At 43.6% G+C, this 19,685-nt stretch carries 14 protein-coding genes, 5 tRNA genes and 1 pseudogene; 19 read left to right on the top strand and 1 reads right to left on the bottom strand.

Going from position 1 to position 19,685, the window contains the following annotated elements; all coding sequences use genetic code 11:
• Positions 1-46: 46 nt before the first annotated feature.
• From rpsU to LKX84_RS17430, 18 genes are all read left to right on the top strand, one after another.
• The gene (rpsU, locus tag LKX84_RS17345) at positions 47-241 is read left to right on the top strand and encodes a 30S ribosomal protein S21 (RefSeq protein WP_119642038.1); all 195 of its coding nucleotides are present in this window, start codon (positions 47-49) and stop codon (positions 239-241) included.
• A gap of 95 nt (positions 242-336) precedes the next feature.
• The gene (locus tag LKX84_RS17350; RefSeq protein ID WP_228238924.1) at positions 337-1,227 is read left to right on the top strand and encodes a tyrosine-type recombinase/integrase; all 891 of its coding nucleotides are present in this window, start codon (positions 337-339) and stop codon (positions 1,225-1,227) included.
• Positions 1,228-1,286: 59 nt separating this feature from the next.
• Positions 1,287-1,589: a ribosome hibernation-promoting factor, HPF/YfiA family gene (gene hpf / locus LKX84_RS17355; RefSeq protein ID WP_228238926.1), complete on the top strand. Its 303-nt coding sequence runs from the start codon at positions 1,287-1,289 to the stop codon at positions 1,587-1,589.
• Positions 1,590-1,691: 102 nt separating this feature from the next.
• Positions 1,692-1,765 (top strand) — tRNA-Thr (locus LKX84_RS17360).
• Between the two features lie 22 nt (positions 1,766-1,787).
• Positions 1,788-1,870: transfer RNA gene (locus LKX84_RS17365), tRNA-Tyr, on the top strand.
• A 78-nt stretch (positions 1,871-1,948) separates the two neighbouring features.
• Positions 1,949-2,024 (top strand) — tRNA-Gly (locus LKX84_RS17370).
• Positions 2,025-2,110: 86 nt separating this feature from the next.
• A tRNA-Thr gene (locus LKX84_RS17375) sits at positions 2,111-2,182 on the top strand.
• Between the two features lie 48 nt (positions 2,183-2,230).
• A complete protein-coding gene (gene tuf / locus LKX84_RS17380) occupies positions 2,231-3,418 on the top strand; it encodes an elongation factor Tu (protein ID WP_228238928.1) in 1,188 nt (395 codons plus the stop codon).
• A 121-nt stretch (positions 3,419-3,539) separates the two neighbouring features.
• Positions 3,540-3,612, top strand: a tRNA-Trp gene (locus LKX84_RS17385).
• A 118-nt stretch (positions 3,613-3,730) separates the two neighbouring features.
• Positions 3,731-3,919, top strand: coding sequence for a preprotein translocase subunit SecE (secE, locus tag LKX84_RS17390; RefSeq protein WP_228238932.1), 189 nt, complete (start codon positions 3,731-3,733; stop codon positions 3,917-3,919).
• 8 nt (positions 3,920-3,927) lie between these two features.
• Complete coding sequence (nusG, locus tag LKX84_RS17395; RefSeq protein ID WP_163635967.1) at positions 3,928-4,479, top strand: transcription termination/antitermination protein NusG; 552 nt, start codon at positions 3,928-3,930, stop codon at positions 4,477-4,479.
• A gap of 154 nt (positions 4,480-4,633) precedes the next feature.
• On the top strand, positions 4,634-5,071 hold the full coding sequence (gene rplK / locus LKX84_RS17400) for a 50S ribosomal protein L11 (protein WP_228238933.1): 438 nt from the start codon (positions 4,634-4,636) through the stop codon (positions 5,069-5,071).
• 21 nt (positions 5,072-5,092) lie between these two features.
• Complete coding sequence (gene rplA / locus LKX84_RS17405) at positions 5,093-5,782, top strand: 50S ribosomal protein L1 (protein ID WP_228238934.1); 690 nt, start codon at positions 5,093-5,095, stop codon at positions 5,780-5,782.
• Between the two features lie 28 nt (positions 5,783-5,810).
• Positions 5,811-6,326 carry a 50S ribosomal protein L10 gene (gene rplJ / locus LKX84_RS17410; protein WP_163635964.1) on the top strand — a complete coding sequence of 172 codons (516 nt, stop codon included), beginning with the start codon at positions 5,811-5,813 and terminating at the stop codon, positions 6,324-6,326.
• Between the two features lie 55 nt (positions 6,327-6,381).
• A complete protein-coding gene (gene rplL, locus LKX84_RS17415; protein WP_163635963.1) occupies positions 6,382-6,762 on the top strand; it encodes a 50S ribosomal protein L7/L12 in 381 nt (126 codons plus the stop codon).
• A gap of 128 nt (positions 6,763-6,890) precedes the next feature.
• Positions 6,891-10,700 carry a DNA-directed RNA polymerase subunit beta gene (gene rpoB, locus LKX84_RS17420; RefSeq protein WP_228238936.1) on the top strand — a complete coding sequence of 1,270 codons (3,810 nt, stop codon included), beginning with the start codon at positions 6,891-6,893 and terminating at the stop codon, positions 10,698-10,700.
• A 39-nt stretch (positions 10,701-10,739) separates the two neighbouring features.
• Positions 10,740-15,038 carry a DNA-directed RNA polymerase subunit beta' gene (gene rpoC / locus LKX84_RS17425; protein ID WP_228238938.1) on the top strand — a complete coding sequence of 1,433 codons (4,299 nt, stop codon included), beginning with the start codon at positions 10,740-10,742 and terminating at the stop codon, positions 15,036-15,038.
• Positions 15,039-15,096: 58 nt separating this feature from the next.
• Positions 15,097-15,408 carry a DUF3467 domain-containing protein gene (locus tag LKX84_RS17430; RefSeq protein WP_228238940.1) on the top strand — a complete coding sequence of 104 codons (312 nt, stop codon included), beginning with the start codon at positions 15,097-15,099 and terminating at the stop codon, positions 15,406-15,408.
• Between the two features lie 96 nt (positions 15,409-15,504).
• Here the strand turns inward: LKX84_RS17430 and LKX84_RS17435 are convergent, their stop codons facing one another.
• Positions 15,505-17,094 (bottom strand): peptide chain release factor 3, encoded by a 1,590-nt coding sequence (locus LKX84_RS17435; RefSeq protein WP_228238946.1) that lies wholly within the window; start codon positions 17,092-17,094, stop codon positions 15,505-15,507.
• Positions 17,095-17,486: 392 nt separating this feature from the next.
• On the opposite strand from LKX84_RS17435, the pseudogene LKX84_RS17440 reads away from it, so the two are divergent.
• Positions 17,487-19,685, top strand: a pseudogene (locus LKX84_RS17440) (hypothetical protein); the annotation flags it as partial.

A 19,685-nucleotide genomic window follows, 5' to 3' on the forward strand; every position in this document is an offset into this window, starting at 1 on the left:
TGTATATTTGCGCTCCCAAAATATAAAAGAAAGGAGGTTGTAGCCCATGTTAATTATACCAGTTAAAGAAGGAGAAAACATCGATAGAGCTTTAAAGCGTTTCAAACGTAAGTTCGATAAGACAGGTACCATGCGTCAGTTGAGAAGCAGACAGCAGTTCACAAAACCTTCTGTACAGCGTAGAGCTGAAATTCAGAAAGCCCAGTACATCCAAGGCTTGAGGGATCAAGAGGAAGTATAGGTTTCTGATCACCATATTGAAATCCCGTTCCATTATTGGAACGGGATTTTTTGTTTTCGGGCTTGGGGGAATATCAATTTGGCTACCTTTGAGATATGTCCATGCAAGCCTTCACATCTTACCTCAAACTGGAAAAGAACTATTCTGACCATACCGTAAAGGCATATGGGAGGGATCTGGATGCTTTTACAGGCTTTTGCAGGGAAAACTACGATGAAACGAATATTGATGCTGCAGGGTACCCCATGATCCGTAATTGGATCGTTTCCCTATCCAATGAAGGGGTTTCCAATAGATCCATTAACCGTAAAATATCTTCGTTACAAGCTTATTACAAATTTCTCTTGAAGATTGGGGAGATTACCGCTTCGCCTCTGGCCAAACACAGGGCCTTGAAAACCGAGAAAAAGGTGGAAGTGCCTTTTTCCGAATCCGAAATGGAGCTTATCCTCACCGAAATTCCTTTTGAGGAGGGATTTGAAGGGGAACGGGATAAACTCATCGTGGAGCTTTTATATGCCACCGGTATGCGCCGGGCCGAATTGGTAAACCTCAAGGTTACGGACATCAATTTGGGCAACCGCACCTTGAAAGTATTGGGAAAAAGAAATAAGGAGCGCATTATTCCCTTACTGGATGCCACAGTGGATCAGATCAAGGCGTATTTAGAGGTGCGTTCGCAGCTTCCAAATTGCGCTACTTCACTTTATCTATTTTTAACAAAAGATGGTCTTAAAATTTACGAAACACTTGTTTATCGTACCATAAATAAGTATTTTAGTTTAGTGTCCCCCAAGGTAAAAAAGAGCCCTCATATATTAAGGCACACCTTTGCAACCCATTTGTTGAACAGGGGCGCAGATTTAAATTCCGTGAAGGAATTATTGGGTCATTCAAGTTTGGCATCTACCCAAGTGTACACACACAACAGCATTGCCGAATTAAAGAAAGTTCATCAAATGGCCCATCCTAGAAACAAGAAATGACCGTTTCTTGTATTGTTTAACTCCACTGTCACTTGACAGTACTTTAAAAACTATGTCTTATGAAAGTAAATGCACAATCGGTAAATTTTGTAGCTGATGGTAAGCTCCTCGACTTTATCCAAAAACGAATGGATAAGATGGATCTATTTTATGACAAGGTCATTGATTCGGAGGTTTTTTTAAAAGTGGACAACACGAGTACGAAAGAAAACAAGATAGTGGAAATCATGGTTTCGGTACCGCGCGACAAATTTATGGTGAAAAAGCAGTGCAAAACATTTGAGGAGGCTGTAGATTCTGCTTGCAGTTCCTTGGAAAGACAGTTGGTTAAACGAAAGGAAAAATTAAGGGCCAATGCCTGATCAAAATTTTTAAAATTTTATTTTGATTAAAAGAAAATATCTCTACATTTGCAGTCCGTTAGAAATAGCGGACTTTTTTTGTGACCGAAAGGGGTTCAAAATGCCGATATAGCTCAGTTGGCTAGAGCACGTGATTTGTAATCTCGGGGTCGTGGGTTCGAGTCCCTCTATCGGCTCGTAAGGTACTGAAAATAAGGCGGGGAGATACTCAAGCGGCCAACGAGGACAGACTGTAAATCTGTTGGTTTTCACCTTCGCAGGTTCGAATCCTGCTCTCCCCACTAAAATTGCCAAAAGCAATTTGAAAGTGGAAGTTTTTTGAAATTATGATTACCTGGGGTTCAGGCCCCGAAAAAAATGCGGGAGTAGCTCAGTTGGTAGAGCGTCAGCCTTCCAAGCTGAATGTCGCCGGTTCGAACCCGGTCTCCCGCTCCAGATTTGAAACTGCGGTTTCATGTAATAAGGTTAAAGTTTTCGTGAGCTCGCTCGCGACTTTAAACTCTAAACCTGAAAACCCATAGGCCGGTGTAGCTCAGGGGTAGAGCGTTTCCTTGGTAAGGAAGAGGTCAGGGGTTCAATTCCCCTCATTGGCTCAAAACGATTTGTACACTAATATAAACTAAGATTAAAATTATTTTAAAATGGCAAAGGAAACTTTTGATCGTTCCAAACCCCACTTAAATATTGGTACCATTGGACACGTGGATCACGGTAAAACTACATTGACTGCTGCTATTACTACTGTATTGGCAAACGCAGGTCTTTCTGAAAAGAGAAGCTTTGACTCCATTGACAATGCTCCTGAGGAAAAAGAAAGAGGTATTACTATCAATACTTCACACGTAGAGTATCAAACAGCTAACCGTCACTACGCTCACGTTGACTGTCCTGGTCACGCGGATTACGTTAAGAACATGGTTACTGGTGCTGCTCAGATGGACGGTGCCATCTTGGTTGTTGCTGCAACTGATGGTCCTATGCCACAAACTCGTGAGCACATCCTTTTGGGTCGTCAGGTAGGTATTCCACGTATCGTTGTTTTCTTGAACAAAGTTGACATGGTGGATGATGAGGAGCTTTTGGAGCTTGTAGAGATGGAAGTAAGGGAATTGCTTTCTTTCTATGAGTATGATGGTGACAACGGTCCAGTTATCTCTGGTTCTGCACTTGGTGCTTTGAACGGCGAGCAAAAATGGGTTGATACCGTTATGCAACTTATGGATGCTGTTGACTCTTGGATAGAGGAGCCAGTTCGTGAGAAAGACAAGCCATTCTTGATGCCTATCGAAGACGTATTCACCATTACTGGTCGTGGTACTGTTGCTACTGGTCGTATCGAAACTGGTGTTGCCAACACAGGTGACCCTGTAGAGATTATCGGTATGGGTGCTGAGAAGTTGACTTCTACCATCACTGGTGTTGAAATGTTCCGCAAGATTTTGGATAGAGGTGAAGCTGGTGACAACGTAGGTCTTCTTTTGAGAGGTATCGAGAAATCCGATATCAAAAGAGGTATGGTTATCTGTAAGCCAGGTTCCGTTAAGCCACACGCTAAATTCAAAGCTGAGGTGTATATCTTGAAAAAAGAAGAAGGTGGTCGTCACACCCCATTCCATAACAACTACCGTCCACAGTTCTACGTTCGTACAACTGACGTGACAGGTAACATCAACCTTCCTGATGGTGTTGAAATGGTTATGCCAGGTGACAACTTGACAATCACTGTTGATTTGATCCAGCCTATCGCGTTGAACGTAGGTCTACGTTTCGCTATCCGTGAAGGTGGTAGAACTGTAGGTGCCGGTCAGGTTACTGAGATTCTAGATTAATCATTTTACAATAAATAGTACACTAAAGGGTGTCTCGGTTTACCCGGGATACCTTTCAGTGTAATTATAAACGGGTGTAGCTCATCCCGATAGTTATCGGGAGGTAGAGCAAAACCAAAAAACGGGTGTAGCTCAGTTGGTAGAGCACTGGTCTCCAAAACCAGGTGTCGGGAGTTCGAGTCTCTCCTCCCGTGCAAAAGAAAAGACAAAAGCATGGTGAGGCGAGAAGTTTATCCCGAGCGTAGTCTAGGGAAGTGTCTTCAACGCTTGTGTTGAGCGAAGTCGAAACATGCTAAAAATACAAGAAGAATTATGATCGCTTATATAAAGGAATCATTCCAAGAATTGAAAAACAATGTTACTTGGTTGGAAAGAGCCAAGGCATCTAACTTGATGGTCATTGTTGCCGTGTTCTCAATCGTGTTCGCATTGGTAACTTGGGGAGTTGATTCCCTTTTCAGTAAGTTGATTAGATTGTATTTTGAAAAATTAATAGGATAACAATCGGTATGTCTGAGGTTCTGGAGAAAAAATGGTATGTGGTAAGAGCGGTCAGTGGTCAAGAAAACAAGATCAAGGGCTATATTGAGAGCGAGGTGGAGCGCGCCGGTTTCGGTGACTACCTTGACGAAGTTCTTGTCCCTACCGAAAAAGTTGTACAGATCAGAAACGGAAAGAAAATCAATAAAGAAAGGGTTTACTTTCCAGGATATATCATGATTAAGGCCAATTTGGGTGGAGAAATGGTGCACATCATCCGCTCCATCACCAATGTGATTGGCTTTTTGGGAGAAACCAAAGGTGGAGATCCCGTGCCTTTGAGAAAATCAGAGGTGAACCGTATGTTGGGAAAAGTGGACGAGTTGGCCGTAAATACGGACAATGTATCCATTCCATTTGTGTTGGGTGAAACGGTTAAGGTTATTGATGGACCTTTCAACGGATTCAATGGAACTGTTGAAAAAATCAATGAAGAAAAGCGTAAGCTGGAAGTTATGGTGAAGATTTTCGGAAGAAAGACACCTTTGGAACTCAGCTATATGCAAGTTGAAAAAGTGTAAATAGATATTAGACCTTAGATGTGAGATGTGTGATTTTTTCATTTTTCAACTTCTCAAATCTAAATACTAAAATCTCAAGACTATAATTAGAGCTGTTACATAAAAAAAGCTGTGTTGCTTCCAATTGACACAACTTTTAATTTAATTAGAAACAATGGCAAAAGAAGTAAGTAAGGTAGTTAAATTACAAGTTAGGGGAGGTGCTGCGAATCCGTCGCCACCGGTTGGACCCGCCTTAGGTGCTGCCGGTGTTAACATCATGGAGTTCTGCAAGCAGTTCAATGCTCGTACGCAGGACAAACAAGGCAAGGTATTGCCTGTTGCTATCACCGTTTACACAGACAAGTCTTTCGAGTTTGTTGTAAAAACACCACCTGCGGCAGTTCAATTGATGGAAGCAGCGAAGATTAAAAAAGGATCTGGCGAACCTAACAGGGTGAAGAATGGTACCGTATCATGGGACCAAGTGAAAACCATTGCAGAGGACAAAATGGCTGATTTGAACGCATTCACCATTGAGTCTGCAATGAGTATGGTAGCAGGTACTGCAAGATCTATGGGTCTTAAGGTGTCAGGAACCAAACCTTTTTAAAATCTTAAAGCAAATTAGTAAATGGCAAGATTGACTAAAAAGCAGAAAGAGGCCCAAGCCAAGATAGACAAGAACAAACTCTATTCTTTGGAAGAGGCATCAGCTTTGGTAAAAGAAATTACCAATGTAAAATTTGACGCATCGGTTGATATCGCAGTTCGTTTGGGTGTAGATCCAAGAAAAGCGAATCAAATGGTACGTGGCGTTGTTACCCTTCCACACGGAACCGGTAAAGACGTAAAAGTTTTGGCATTGGTGACTCCCGATAAAGAAGCAGAGGCTAAAGAAGCCGGAGCGGATTTTGTAGGGTTGGATGATTATTTGGATAAGATCAAAAACGGTTGGACCGATGTTGATGTGATCATCACCATGCCAAGCGTTATGGGAAAATTGGGTCCACTAGGTAGAGTTTTGGGTCCAAGGGGTTTAATGCCCAATCCAAAAACAGGAACTGTGACCATGGAGGTAGGTAAGGCCGTATCCGAAGTGAAGGCTGGTAAAATCGACTTCAAAGTAGATAAGACTGGAATTGTACACGCTGCAATCGGTAAGGCATCTTTTTCAGCTGATAAAATCGCTGGCAATGCCAAGGAATTGATCGATACCTTGGTAAAATTGAAGCCTTCCGCTGCAAAAGGTGTTTACATGAAGAGTATCCACTTGTCCAGTACCATGAGTCCCAGTGTTCAATTAGATCCTAAAGCAGTTTAATTAACTGGTAGTTCAATATTTTTAAATTATGACAAGAGAAGAAAAAGCAATCGTAATAGAAGATTTGACTGCACAGTTAGCTGAAAACGCCAATATTTATTTGGCCGATATTTCAGGATTGGATGCTGTTGCAACAGCCAACTTAAGAAGGGCTTGTTTCAAGGCAAACATTAAACTAGCGGTCGTTAAGAACACATTGCTTGCAAAAGCAATGGAAGCTTCTGATAAGGAGTTTGGTGAATTACCAGGCGTGTTGAAAGGAAATACATCCATGATGTTGTCCGAGACCGGTAACGCTCCAGCTAAACTTATCAAGGACTTTAGAAAGAAATCTCAAAAGCCTTTGTTGAAAGGAGCCTTTATTTCGGAGGCTGTTTATATCGGTGACGAAAACTTGGAAGCACTTGTAAATATCAAGTCCAAGGAAGAAGTTATCGGGGATATCATCGGATTGTTGCAATCACCAGCCAAGAACGTTATTTCTGGTCTTAAGTCAGGTGGAGGCAAATTGGCCGGTATCCTTAAAACCTTATCTGAGAAGTAATTCGCGCACAATAAACTAAGTATATTTTTAAACATTTTCATTAAACGATAGAAAAATGGCAGATTTGAAAGATTTTGCAGAACAGTTGGTTAACCTAACCGTTAAAGAAGTAAACGAGTTGGCTGACATCCTTAAGAACGAATACGGTATCGAGCCTGCTGCTGCTGCAGTAGCTGTTGCTGCTGGCGGTGCTGCTGGTGGTGCTGAAGAAGCCGCTGAGGAAAAAACCGAATTCGACGTAATCCTTAAAGCAGCTGGTGCCTCTAAATTGGCAGTAGTTAAATTGGTTAAGGAATTGACCGGTCTTGGTCTTAAAGAGGCTAAAGACATCGTTGATAGCGCACCTAAAGCTGTTAAAGAAGGCATCTCCAAAGATGAGGCCGAAGGCATCAAAAAATCATTGGAAGAAGCAGGAGCAGAAGTTGAGCTTAAATAATAGCTTTTTGCATACAAATTTGGTTAAGGTCTTTCCATTTTATGGTTAGACCTTAGCCTATTTTAATAAGGAGTGTATAAAGCCGTACACAGACCCGAATAGTATTCACGTTCAAAATTTGTCCATAGATGTTCACAAACACTATTGAAAGAGTTAATTTCGCATCCGCTAAGAACATACCGGAATACCCGGATTTCTTGGACATTCAGATCAAATCATTTCAAGACTTTTTTCAGCTTGAAACCAAATCTGACGAAAGAGGGAACGAAGGTCTCTACAACACCTTCATGGAGAATTTTCCAATTACTGATACCAGAAACCAGTTTGTGCTGGAATTTTTGGATTACTTCATAGATCCACCACGTTATTCCATCCAAGAATGTATCGAGCGTGGACTTACCTATAGCGTTCCGTTAAAGGCACGTCTTAAACTTTATTGTACCGATCCAGAACACGAAGATTTCGAGACCATCGTACAGGATGTGTACTTGGGTACCATTCCATACATGACCCCAAGTGGAACATTCGTGATCAATGGTGCCGAAAGGGTAGTGGTTTCCCAGTTGCACAGATCGCCCGGTGTTTTCTTTGGGCAATCTTTCCACGCAAACGGAACCAAATTGTACTCTGCAAGGGTAATCCCTTTCAAAGGATCTTGGATCGAATTTGCTACGGACATCAACGGTGTAATGTACGCCTATATTGACCGTAAGAAAAAATTACCGGTAACCACCCTTTTCCGTGCCATCGGATTTGAAAGGGATAAGGATATTCTTGAGATCTTCGACCTTTCCGAAGAGATCAAGGTAACCAAAGCCGGACTATCCCGAGTATTGGGCCGTAAATTGGCCGCTAGGGTGTTGAACACATGGCATGAGGATTTCGTTGACGAGGATACTGGAGAAGTAGTTTCCATCGAACGTAACGAAATCATCTTGGACCGTGATACTATTTTGGAAAAGGAGCATATAGATGAGATCATTGATGCCGATGTGAAGACCATTTTGCTTCACAAGGAGAACAATGCACAGTCAGACTATGCCATTATCCACAATACATTGCAAAAAGACCCTACCAACTCTGAAAAAGAAGCGGTAGAGCACATCTATAGACAATTGCGTAATGCCGAGCCGCCCGATGAGGAAACCGCTCGTGGCATTATCGAGAAATTGTTCTTCTCCGATCAGCGTTACTCTTTGGGTGAAGTTGGTCGTTACAGGATGAACAAGAAATTGGGCTTGGACATCGGTATGGACAAAGAAGTTCTTACCAAGGAAGACATCATCACCATTATCAAGTATTTGATCGAGTTGATCAACTCCAAAGCTGAGATCGATGATATCGACCACTTGTCCAACCGTCGTGTACGTACCGTTGGGGAACAATTGTCCCAGCAATTCGGAGTAGGTTTGGCCCGTATGGCCCGTACTATCCGTGAGCGTATGAACGTACGTGACAACGAAGTGTTTACCCCGATCGATTTGATCAACGCCAAGACGTTGTCTTCCGTAATCAACTCTTTCTTCGGTACCAACCAGTTGTCTCAGTTCATGGACCAGACCAACCCATTGGCGGAGATTACGCACAAGAGAAGATTGTCCGCATTGGGACCAGGTGGTCTTTCCCGTGAAAGAGCCGGTTTCGAGGTGCGTGACGTTCACTATACCCACTACGGAAGGTTGTGTCCAATCGAGACACCTGAAGGTCCGAACATTGGTTTGATATCTTCCTTGTCCGTATTTGCCAAAGTGAACAGCATGGGCTTCTTGGAAACTCCTTACCGCAAGGTGGCTGATGGTAAAGTGGATGTGAAAAACCACATTTACCTAAGCGCAGAGGAAGAAGAAGGAATGAAGATTGCCCAGGCCAACATTCCATTGGCCGATGATGGTACAATCGAGCGCGATAAGGTTATTGTTCGTGACGAAGGTGACTTCCCAGTGGTTGATCCAGTGGAAGTAAACTATACCGACGTTGCCCCTAACCAGATTGCATCCATTTCTGCTTCCTTGATTCCTTTCTTGGAGCATGATGATGCGAACCGTGCGTTGATGGGATCGAACATGATGCGTCAGGCAGTTCCATTGTTGCGTCCAGAATCTCCGATCGTAGGTACTGGTTTGGAAAGACAAGTAGCTACCGACTCTAGGGTATTGATCAATGCCGAAGGAGATGGGGTTGTGGAATATGTGGATGCACAGAAAATTACCATTAAATATGACAGAACCGAGGAAGAGCGTTTGGTAAGCTTCGAAGAAGATTCCAAGACCTACGAATTGGTGAAGTTCAGAAAAACCAACCAAGGTACCAGCATCAACTTGAAACCTATTGTTAGAAAAGGTGACAAGGTGAAAAAAGGTCAGGTACTTTGTGAAGGATATGCTACCGAAAAAGGGGAATTGGCCTTGGGTAGGAACATGAAGGTTGCCTTCATGCCTTGGAAAGGGTACAACTTCGAGGATGCGATCGTAATCTCTGAAAAAGTGGTTCGCGAAGACATCTTTACCTCCATCCACATTGATGAGTATGCCTTGGAAGTAAGGGATACCAAATTGGGTGCCGAGGAGTTGACCAATGATATTCCGAACGTATCCGAAGAAGCTACCAGGGATTTGGACGAGTACGGTATGATCCGTATCGGTGCCGAAGTAAAACCTGGCGATATCTTGATCGGTAAGATCACTCCAAAAGGAGAATCAGATCCTACACCTGAAGAAAAACTGTTGCGTGCCATCTTTGGTGACAAGGCAGGGGATGTTAAGGATGCCTCTTTGAAAGCATCCCCATCCTTGAGCGGTGTTGTTATCGATAAGAAATTGTTCTCCCGTTCCATCAAGGATAAGAGAAAACGTTCCGAGGATAAAGAGGCCATCACCAGATTGGAGATGGACTACGAAGTGAAGTTCCAACAATTGAAGGATATCCTTATCGAGAAATTGTTCGGTCTGATCAACGGTAAAACATCACAAGGTGTGATCAACGATTTGGGTGAAGAAGTACTTCCAAAAGGAAAGAAATACACCATTAAAATGTTGAATGCTGTTGACGATTTCGCCCACTTGGTTGGTGGAAGCTGGACAACCGACGAGGATACAAACGAATTGGTGGCCGATCTTTTGCACAACTATAAGATCAAGTTGAACGACATTCAAGGGAACTTGAGAAGGGATAAATTCACGATTTCCGTGGGTGATGAACTTCCAGCAGGTATCATGAAGTTGGCCAAAGTGTATATCGCCAAAAAACGTAAGTTGAAAGTTGGTGATAAAATGGCAGGTCGTCATGGTAACAAAGGTATCGTGGCCCGTATCGTCCGTCAGGAAGATATGCCGTTCTTGGAAGATGGAACCCCAGTGGATATCGTTTTGAACCCACTAGGTGTGCCTTCAAGGATGAACATTGGTCAGATCTACGAAACCGTTTTGGGTTGGGCAGGTTTGAAATTGGGCCAAAAATATGGTACCCCAATTTTTGATGGTGCTACCTTGGACGAGATCAACGAGCTTACCGACAAAGCCGGTGTACCAAGATTTGGACATACACACCTTTATGATGGTGGAACAGGTCAACGTTTTGACCAAGCTGCTACCGTTGGTGTGATCTATATGTTGAAATTGGGCCACATGGTGGATGATAAGATGCACGCACGTTCCATCGGACCATACTCATTGATCACACAACAACCATTGGGTGGTAAGGCCCAGTTTGGTGGTCAGCGTTTTGGTGAGATGGAGGTATGGGCATTGGAAGCCTATGGTGCTTCATCTACCCTTAGAGAAATTTTGACGGTGAAGTCCGACGACGTGATCGGAAGGGCCAAGACCTATGAATCCATTGTGAAAGGCGAGACCATGCCAGAACCTGGATTGCCAGAATCTTTCAACGTATTGATGCACGAGCTTAAAGGATTAGGCTTGGATATCAGATTGGAAGAGTAGAACACTATATTACATTAATTATATCATCACCATATTGTTATGGCTAGAATAAAAGACAATAACGCACCAAAAAGGTTCAACAAAATCTCCATCGGATTGGCTTCTCCAGAGTCTATCTTGGCCGAGTCCCGTGGCGAGGTGTTGAAGCCTGAAACCATTAACTATAGAACGCACAAACCTGAGCGTGATGGATTGTTCTGCGAGCGTATTTTTGGTCCAGTAAAAGACTATGAGTGTGCCTGTGGTAAATACAAGCGTATCCGTTATCGTGGTATTGTGTGCGACCGTTGTGGTGTTGAAGTAACAGAGAAAAAAGTTCGTAGGGACCGTGTAGGGCATATCAACCTAGTGGTTCCTGTGGCTCACATCTGGTACTTCCGTTCATTGCCGAATAAGATTGGATACCTTTTGGGATTGCCTTCCAAAAAGTTGGACATGATCATTTACTATGAAAGGTATGTGGTTATCCAACCAGGTATTGCCAAAGGTCCAGAAGGTGAGGAAATCCATAAATTGGACTTCTTGACCGAAGAGGAATATTTGAACATTTTGGAATCTATTCCAACTGAAAACCAGTATTTGGAAGATAACGACCCCAATAAGTTCATCGCTAAAATGGGTGCCGAGTGTTTGATCGACCTTTTGGCTCGTATCGATTTGGAACAATTGTCGTACGAACTACGTCACAAAGCCAACACCGAAACTTCCAAGCAGCGTAAGACCGAAGCCTTGAAACGTCTTCAGGTGGTTGAGGCCCTTCGTGAGTCTCAGGACAACAGGGAAAACAGACCCGAGTGGATGATCATGAAGGTGATTCCTGTTATCCCACCAGAATTGCGTCCGTTGGTGCCATTGGATGGTGGTCGTTTTGCCACTTCCGATTTGAACGATTTGTACAGACGAGTGATCATCCGTAACAACCGTTTGAAGCGTTTGATGGAGATCAAGGCACCAGAGGTGATCTTGCGTAACGAAAAACGTATGCTTCAGGAAGCTGTGGATTCGTTGTTCGATAACACAAGAAAGGCATCTGCGGTTAAAACTGAATCCAATAGACCATTGAAATCCCTTTCTGATTCCTTGAAAGGTAAACAAGGTCGTTTCCGTCAAAACCTTTTGGGTAAACGTGTGGATTATTCCGCTCGTTCGGTAATCGTCGTTGGACCGGAAATGAAATTGTACGAATGTGGTCTTCCAAAGGACATGGCGGCCGAGCTTTACAAACCGTTCATCATCCGTAAGTTGATCGAAAGGGGTATTGTAAAGACCGTTAAATCTGCCAAAAAGATCATTGACAAGAAGGAGCCTGTAGTATGGGATATCCTTGAAAACGTCCTAAAAGGACACCCTGTATTGTTGAACCGGGCCCCCACATTGCACCGATTGGGTATCCAAGCGTTCCAGCCTAAACTTATTGAAGGTAAGGCGATCCGTTTGCACCCATTGGCCTGTACCGCATTTAACGCGGATTTTGATGGGGACCAGATGGCAGTTCACTTGCCATTGGGGCCAGAGGCCATTTTGGAAGCGCAATTGTTGATGTTGGCTTCACAGAACATCCTTAACCCTGCCAACGGTTCTCCGATCACCGTACCTTCCCAGGACATGGTTTTGGGTCTGTACTACATGACCAAAGAGAAAAGATCTACTCCAGAGGAGCCTGTTGCAGGTGAAGGGTTGACCTTCTACTCCCCAGAGGAAGTGGAAATTGCCTTCAATGAAAAGAAAGTGGCCTTGAACGCCATCATTAAGGTAAGGACCAAAGATTTCAACGAAGCTGGTGAATTGGTGACCAAGATCATCGAAACCACAGTAGGTCGTGTATTGTTCAACACTGTTGTTCCAGAACAAGCAGGATACATCAATACCGTATTGAACAAGAAAGCCCTTAGAAACATTATCGGGGACATTCTTGCGGTAACCGATGTGCCTACCACTGCCGATTTCTTGGATAAGATCAAATCCATGGGATATGATTTCGCTTTCAAAGGAGGTCTGTCCTTCAGTTTGGGAGATATCATCATTCCAAAGGAAAAACATGAAATGATCGCCGAGGCCAATGAGCAGGTTGATGGTATCATGATGAACTATAACATGGGTCTTATCACCAACAACGAACGATACAACCAAGTAATCGACGTTTGGACCTCTACCAACGCCATGTTGACCGAATTGGCCATGAAGCGTATCCGTGAGGACAAACAAGGATTCAACTCTGTATATATGATGTTGGATTCCGGTGCGAGGGGTTCTAAAGAACAGATTCGTCAGTTGACCGGTATGCGTGGTTTGATGGCCAAGCCTAAAAAATCGACTGCTGGTGGTGGAGAGATTATTGAAAACCCGATCCTTTCCAACTTTAAGGAAGGATTGTCCATCTTGGAATACTTTATCTCAACCCACGGTGCTCGTAAAGGTCTTGCGGATACCGCTTTGAAAACTGCGGATGCTGGTTACTTGACCAGACGTTTGGTGGATGTATCCCAAGACGTGATCATCAACATTGAGGATTGCGGTACGTTGCGTGGTATTGAGGTAGAAGCCTTGAAAAAGAATGAGGAAATCGTAGAATCCCTAGGTGAAAGAATCTTGGGTAGGGTTTCCCTTCATGATGTATATAACCCATTGACCGAGGAGTTGATCTTGAGGGCCGGCCAGGAAATTTCCGAAGCCGACGTGAGAAAGGTAGAAGCTGCTCCTATCGAGAAAGTGGAAGTGCGTTCAGCATTGACCTGTGAGGCTGCCCAAGGTATCTGTGCCAAATGTTATGGTAGAAACCTTGCTACCAACAAAATGGTACAGCGCGGTGAGGCCGTTGGTGTGGTTGCTGCACAATCCATCGGGGAACCAGGTACACAGTTGACATTGCGTACCTTCCACGTGGGTGGTATTGCCGGTAACATTTCTGAGGATAGCCGTTTGGAATCCAAATTTGATGGTATTGCCGAAATCGAAGACCTTAGGATGGTGGAAGGTGAGAACAATGAAGGTAACAAAACCAACATTGTAATCTCTAGGACTACCGAAATCAAGATCATCGATGCCAAGACCGGAATTACGTTGAGTACCAACAACATTCCTTATGGTTCGCAATTGTTCGTGAAGGACGGGGAGAAAATCACTAGAGGTACCGTGATTTGTCAGTGGGACCCTTATAACGGTGTTATCGTTTCCGAGTTCACAGGACAGATCGCATACGAGAATATTGAGCAGGGTATGACCTATCAGGTTGAAATCGACGAACAGACCGGTTTCCAAGAAAAGGTTATCTCCGAATCAAGGAACAAGCGTTTGATCCCTACCCTTTTGATCAAAGACGGTAAAGGAGAAACCATACGTTCATACAACTTGCCTGTTGGTTCACACTTGATGGTGGACGACGGTGAAAAGATCAAAGAAGGTAAGATTTTGGTGAAAATCCCACGTAAATCTGCCAAGGCAGGGGATATCACCGGTGGTCTTCCAAGGGTAACCGAGCTTTTCGAAGCAAGGAACCCATCTAACCCAGCTGTGGTAACTGAAATCGACGGTGTGGTATCCTTCGGTAAGATCAAACGTGGTAATCGTGAGATCGTTATCGAGTCCAAAACTGGAGAGTTGAAGAAGTACTTGGTGAAACTTTCCAACCAGATCTTGGTTCAGGAAAACGACTACGTACGTGCCGGTATGGCCTTGTCCGACGGTTCTATCACCCCAGAGGATATCTTGGCGATCAAAGGACCATCTGCGGTACAACAATACTTGGTGAACGAAGTTCAGGAAGTATACCGTTTACAAGGTGTGAAGATCAACGACAAGCACTTTGAGGTTGTGGTTAGACAGATGATGCGCAAGGTACAGATCGAGGATCCAGGAGATACCATCTTCTTGGAGAACCAATTGGTGCACAAAGACGACTTCATCCATGAGAACGATGAGATCTTCGGTAAGAAGGTTGTGGAAGATGCAGGGGATTCCGAAAGGTTGAAACCGGGTCAGATCGTAACTGCCCGTCAACTTAGGGACGAGAACTCTATCCTTAAGAGAGAGGACAAGACCTTGGTTACTGCAAGGGATGCGGTAGCTGCTACGGCTACTCCGATCCTTCAAGGTATCACAAGGGCATCGTTGCAGACCAAGTCATTCATCTCTGCTGCGTCGTTCCAGGAGACTACCAAAGTATTGAACGAAGCCGCTGTAAACGGTAAGGTTGATGGTTTGGAAGGATTGAAGGAGAACGTGATCGTTGGACACAAGATTCCTGCCGGTACCGGTATGAGGGATTATGACAGTATCATCGTTGGCTCGAAAGAGGAATATGATGAGATCATGGCCCGAAAAGAGGAATTCAAATTCTAAATAAAAACGAAACCCTGGCCAAACAGTCAGGGTTTTTTTATGCTTAACAATTATTTTTATGGCTGATCAGAACCAAAATCAAAAACAGATCAATATAGAATTGGATGAAAAAACCGCCGAGGGAACCTATTCCAATTTGGCGATCATCAATCATTCCGTGTCAGAATTTGTGGTCGATTTTATTAGTTTGATGCCGGGTGCGCCCAAGGCAAAAGTGAAAAGCCGCATCATTCTTACCCCTCAACATGCCAAGAAATTCTTGAAGGCTTTGAATGAAAACGTAGCCCGATTTGAAAAGGCCCATGGGACCATCAAGGATTACGAACAACCGGCCATTCCATTGAATTTCGGCCCAACTGGCGAAGCTTAAAACGTATTCAATTGTCAGTTCGAGCGCAGTCGGGAACCGCCGAGAGATGAACAACTTTGGTCAACATCTCGACTTCGCTCGATGTGACATTGTCGCTTACTCAAATTCCGAAGTGTAGTGCAGTTTTACCGAGGGGTATTTTTGTTGTGTCATCTGCAATGAAAATTGCGAATCGGCCAAAAATACCAACTGCCCTCTTTTATCAGTGGCCAGGAATTTTTGTTTTACCCGCTTGAACTCGGCAAATTCCTCATTGTTTTTGTCCGTTGGTTCCACCCAACAGGCTTTGTATACCGGGAAATTTTCATAAGTACATTTGGCACCATATTCGTGTTCCAAGCGGTATTGGATAACTTCGTATTGTAGTGCGCCGACCGTTCCTATGACCTTCCTTCCGTTCAGTTCCAACGTAAACAGCTGGGCCACACCTTCATCCATCAACTGGTCAATACCCTTGAACAATTGCTTTGCCTTCATCGGGTCAGCATTGTTAATATACCTAAAATGCTCAGGAGAGAAACTTGGAATGCCCTTGTAATGTAATTTTTCACCACTGGTAAGGGTATCCCCGATCTTAAAGTTGCCCGTATCGTGAAGTCCAACAATATCCCCGGGAAATGAAATATCCACAATCTCCTTCTTTTCAGCAAAAAAGGCATTGGGACTGGAAAACTTCAAGTTTTTATCTTGACGTACATGCAAGTAGGGAATGTTCCTTTCAAAAGTACCGGATACCACTTTTACGAATGCCAAACGGTCACGGTGTTTGGGGTCCATGTTTGCATGGATCTTGAACACAAATCCAGAGAATTCCTTTTCATTTGCCTTGACCAATCGTTCCTCTGCCATTTTAGGCCTAGGGGAAGGAGCAATGTCAATAAAGCAATCCAAAAGCTCGCGTACCCCAAAATTGTTCAAGGCAGAACCGAAGAAAACAGGTTGAAGTTCTCCTTTTAAATAGGCATCCTTGTCAAATTCAGGGTAAACACCACTGACCAATTCCAAGTTGTCACGAAGGTTTTGGGCCGCCTTGGTACCGATTATTTTTTCAAGTTCAGGACTTTCAATATCATCAAAGGCGATAGTTTCCTCAATATTCTTTTTGCTGCTACCGCTAAATAAGTTGATATTTTTCTCGTAGATGTTGTAGATACCTTTAAAATCGTATCCCATCCCGATAGGAAAACTCAACGGGGTCACGGTAAGGTTCAGCTTTTGTTCCACCTCGTCCAAAAGGTCAAAAGCATCCTTACCCTCTCGGTCTAATTTGTTGATGAAGACAATCATGGGGATGTTTCGCATGCGGCATACTTCCACCAATTTTTCGGTCTGTTCTTCCACGCCTTTTGCTACATCTATCACCACGATCACACTATCAACAGCAGTCAGGGTCCTGAAGGTGTCCTCTGCAAAATCCTTGTGTCCTGGGGTATCCAAGATGTTGATTTTCTTATCTTTATAAATGAATGCCAGTACCGATGTAGCCACAGAGATCCCCCTTTGGCGCTCAATTTCCATAAAGTCACTAGTGGCCGATTTCTTGATCTTGTTGCTCTTTACCGCTCCAGCTTCTTGTATGGCACCACCGAACAAAAGTAGTTTTTCGGTAAGGGTTGTCTTTCCGGCATCGGGGTGGGAGATAATCCCAAAGGTTCTTCTTCTTGCTATTTCCCTTTCAAAATCCATCATCAAAAATTTCGGCAAAAATAGGGTAATTATCTGTTTTGGGCCACATTTATGATGGGATTGGAAATTGTTGATATTATTGGGAAAAAATAGGCCCTTCAAATTCTCCAAAACCAAAAAGTGGAGTAATTTTCCCCTGTTTTTGTTCTTTCTCAAAAGATGCCCCCGCTTATCTTTTTGTTACAGTAGCAGATATGGTCAATAATGATGATGAAAATGCCTTTTATCGATTAAAATAGGCAGTGAGCGTCAAATGCTTTAAATATGTGACGAAATTGAGAAGTGGCGTGTCGAAAGCACAAGAACACTTAGAATAAACAAGAAACCCCAATTTCTTACTCGTACGGGAACCTATAATGCCATGGTGATCAGTTGACCAAAACTTATCATTTATGGAGAACTTTACTTTTGTAAGACTTGGGAACAAACCAGTCCGACACTTTCGTGTTGTGGCCCTAATTTGGGTTATCGGACTTTTTTCTTCCTTCAGTGTTGCCCCTTCATATACTTCGCCCTTAAATAATTCTTGGGAAAACCAAGTGTACCATGTGGGTGAACTATCCAACAATTCCCTTTGGGACATATCAGGTCTTTGGGATCCTTTTCAAAAACGTGTTGAGAGCCATCATGCCAATTCTTTCGGATTGATATTCACTTCTGTTACCGATTGTGATGGTGATGGGGTGAGCTGTGACAAGGAAGAAGAAGATGGTACTGATCCGAATGATCCTTGTGATTTTATCTTGGCGCATCAAAATTGTGCACCAACCACGGCGTGGAAGAATATGGACTGTGATGGTGACGGAGTTACCAATCAAAAGGAAAAGGAAGATGGAACCGATCCCCTTGATCCTTGTGATTTGATTGTGGAACATCAAAATTGCACCGTGCCAGATTCTTGGAAAAAAATGGATTGCGATGGCGATGGGGTGACCAATGAAAAAGAAATTGAAGATCATACTGACCCCTTTGATCCATGTGATTTGATTGTGGAACATCAAAACTGCACCGTTCCTGATAGCTGGAAGAAGATGGATTGTGATGGCGATGGCGTGACGAATGAAAAGGAAATTGAGGATGGAACGGACCCATTTGACCCATGTGATTTTATATTGGAACATCAAAATTGTACGCCATCCGATGCGTGGAAACAATTGGATTGTGATGGTGACGGGGTGACCAATGGTAAAGAAAAGGAAGATGGAACGGACCCATTTGACCCATGTGATTTTGTTTGGGAACATCAAAATTGTGAACCATCAGATGCGTGGAAACAATTGGATTGTGACGGAGACGGAGTGACCAATGGTGATGAAAAAGAAGACGGTACCAATCCTTTGGACCCATGTGACTTTAATCCTGAGCATGTAACATTACCACAAAGTGGTGACTACCTGACCGCCGATTGTGACGGTGACGGGGTAACTAATGAGGATGAGAAAGAAGATGGCACCGATCCCTTGGATCCTTGTGATTTTGTTTTGGGAAGCCAATGGGTTAGTCCTTCATCCACTTGGAACAGTTCCGATTGTGATGGCGATGGGGTAACCAATGAAGATGAGAAAGAGGATGGCACGAATCCGTTAGATCCCTGTGATTATAACCCAGAGCATGTTACACTAACTCAAAGTGGTGACTACTTGACTGCCGATTGTGACGGTGACGGGGTGACCAACGAAGATGAGAAAGAAGATGGCACTGATCCAAATGATCCTTGTGATTTTGTTTTGGGAAGCCAGTCTGTAAGTCCATCATCCACTTGGAACAGTTCCGATTGTGACGGAGATGGGGTGACCAATGAAGACGAAAAAGAAGATGGTACCGATCCTTTGGATCCATGTGATTATAAGCCAGAAAGCGTAACATTAACGCCTTCCGCGGAATGGAATGCATTGGATTGCGACAATGATGGAAATCCAAATGGAACCGACCCTAATCCGTTAAAGGCAACTGCCATGGATGATTCCGGTTCAACGCCTGCACTTACCGAGGTAGCCATCAATATTTTGGAAAATGATGATTTTCTGCCTAACAACAATGGTAATAATGTAGGGATAACTTCCCTTTCCCAAATTGGCGGAACTGCCTTAGGTACTGTTGGTCTGGATGAGGAAACAGGAATCTTGACTTATACACCTACCTTGGAAGAATCCAATACTGCGGTTACTATAATTTATCAAGTCTGTAATGTTGCTGTGGATCCCAATGTTTGTGCTTCGGCAACGGTTACCATTCAGGTGGGAGCGAATACTCTTGATGCTGTTGACGATTTTTTCAGTACCGATACTACCGGTGAAGGAATTTTAGGTAGCAATGTGTTGGATAACGACACCTTGAACGGTACACCGGTATCTCCAGGGGATGTGATTTTGACATCGACCCCAACTACAGAGTTGACCATCAACGAAGATGGGACGATTACCATTAACCCAGGAACTTCAGAAGGTACTTATACCATTGACTACACGATTTGTGAAGTGGCGAATCCTAGTAATTGTGATACGGCAACAGTAACGGTGGAAGTGACCCAAGGCACCTCAAATGTCATTGATGCGGTAGAAGATTCGTTCAGTGGTGATGCTAGTGGAGTG

The sequence above is a fragment of the Allomuricauda sp. M10 genome (assembly GCF_020782875.1).
Taxonomy (GTDB): Bacteria; Bacteroidota; Bacteroidia; order Flavobacteriales; family Flavobacteriaceae; genus Flagellimonas.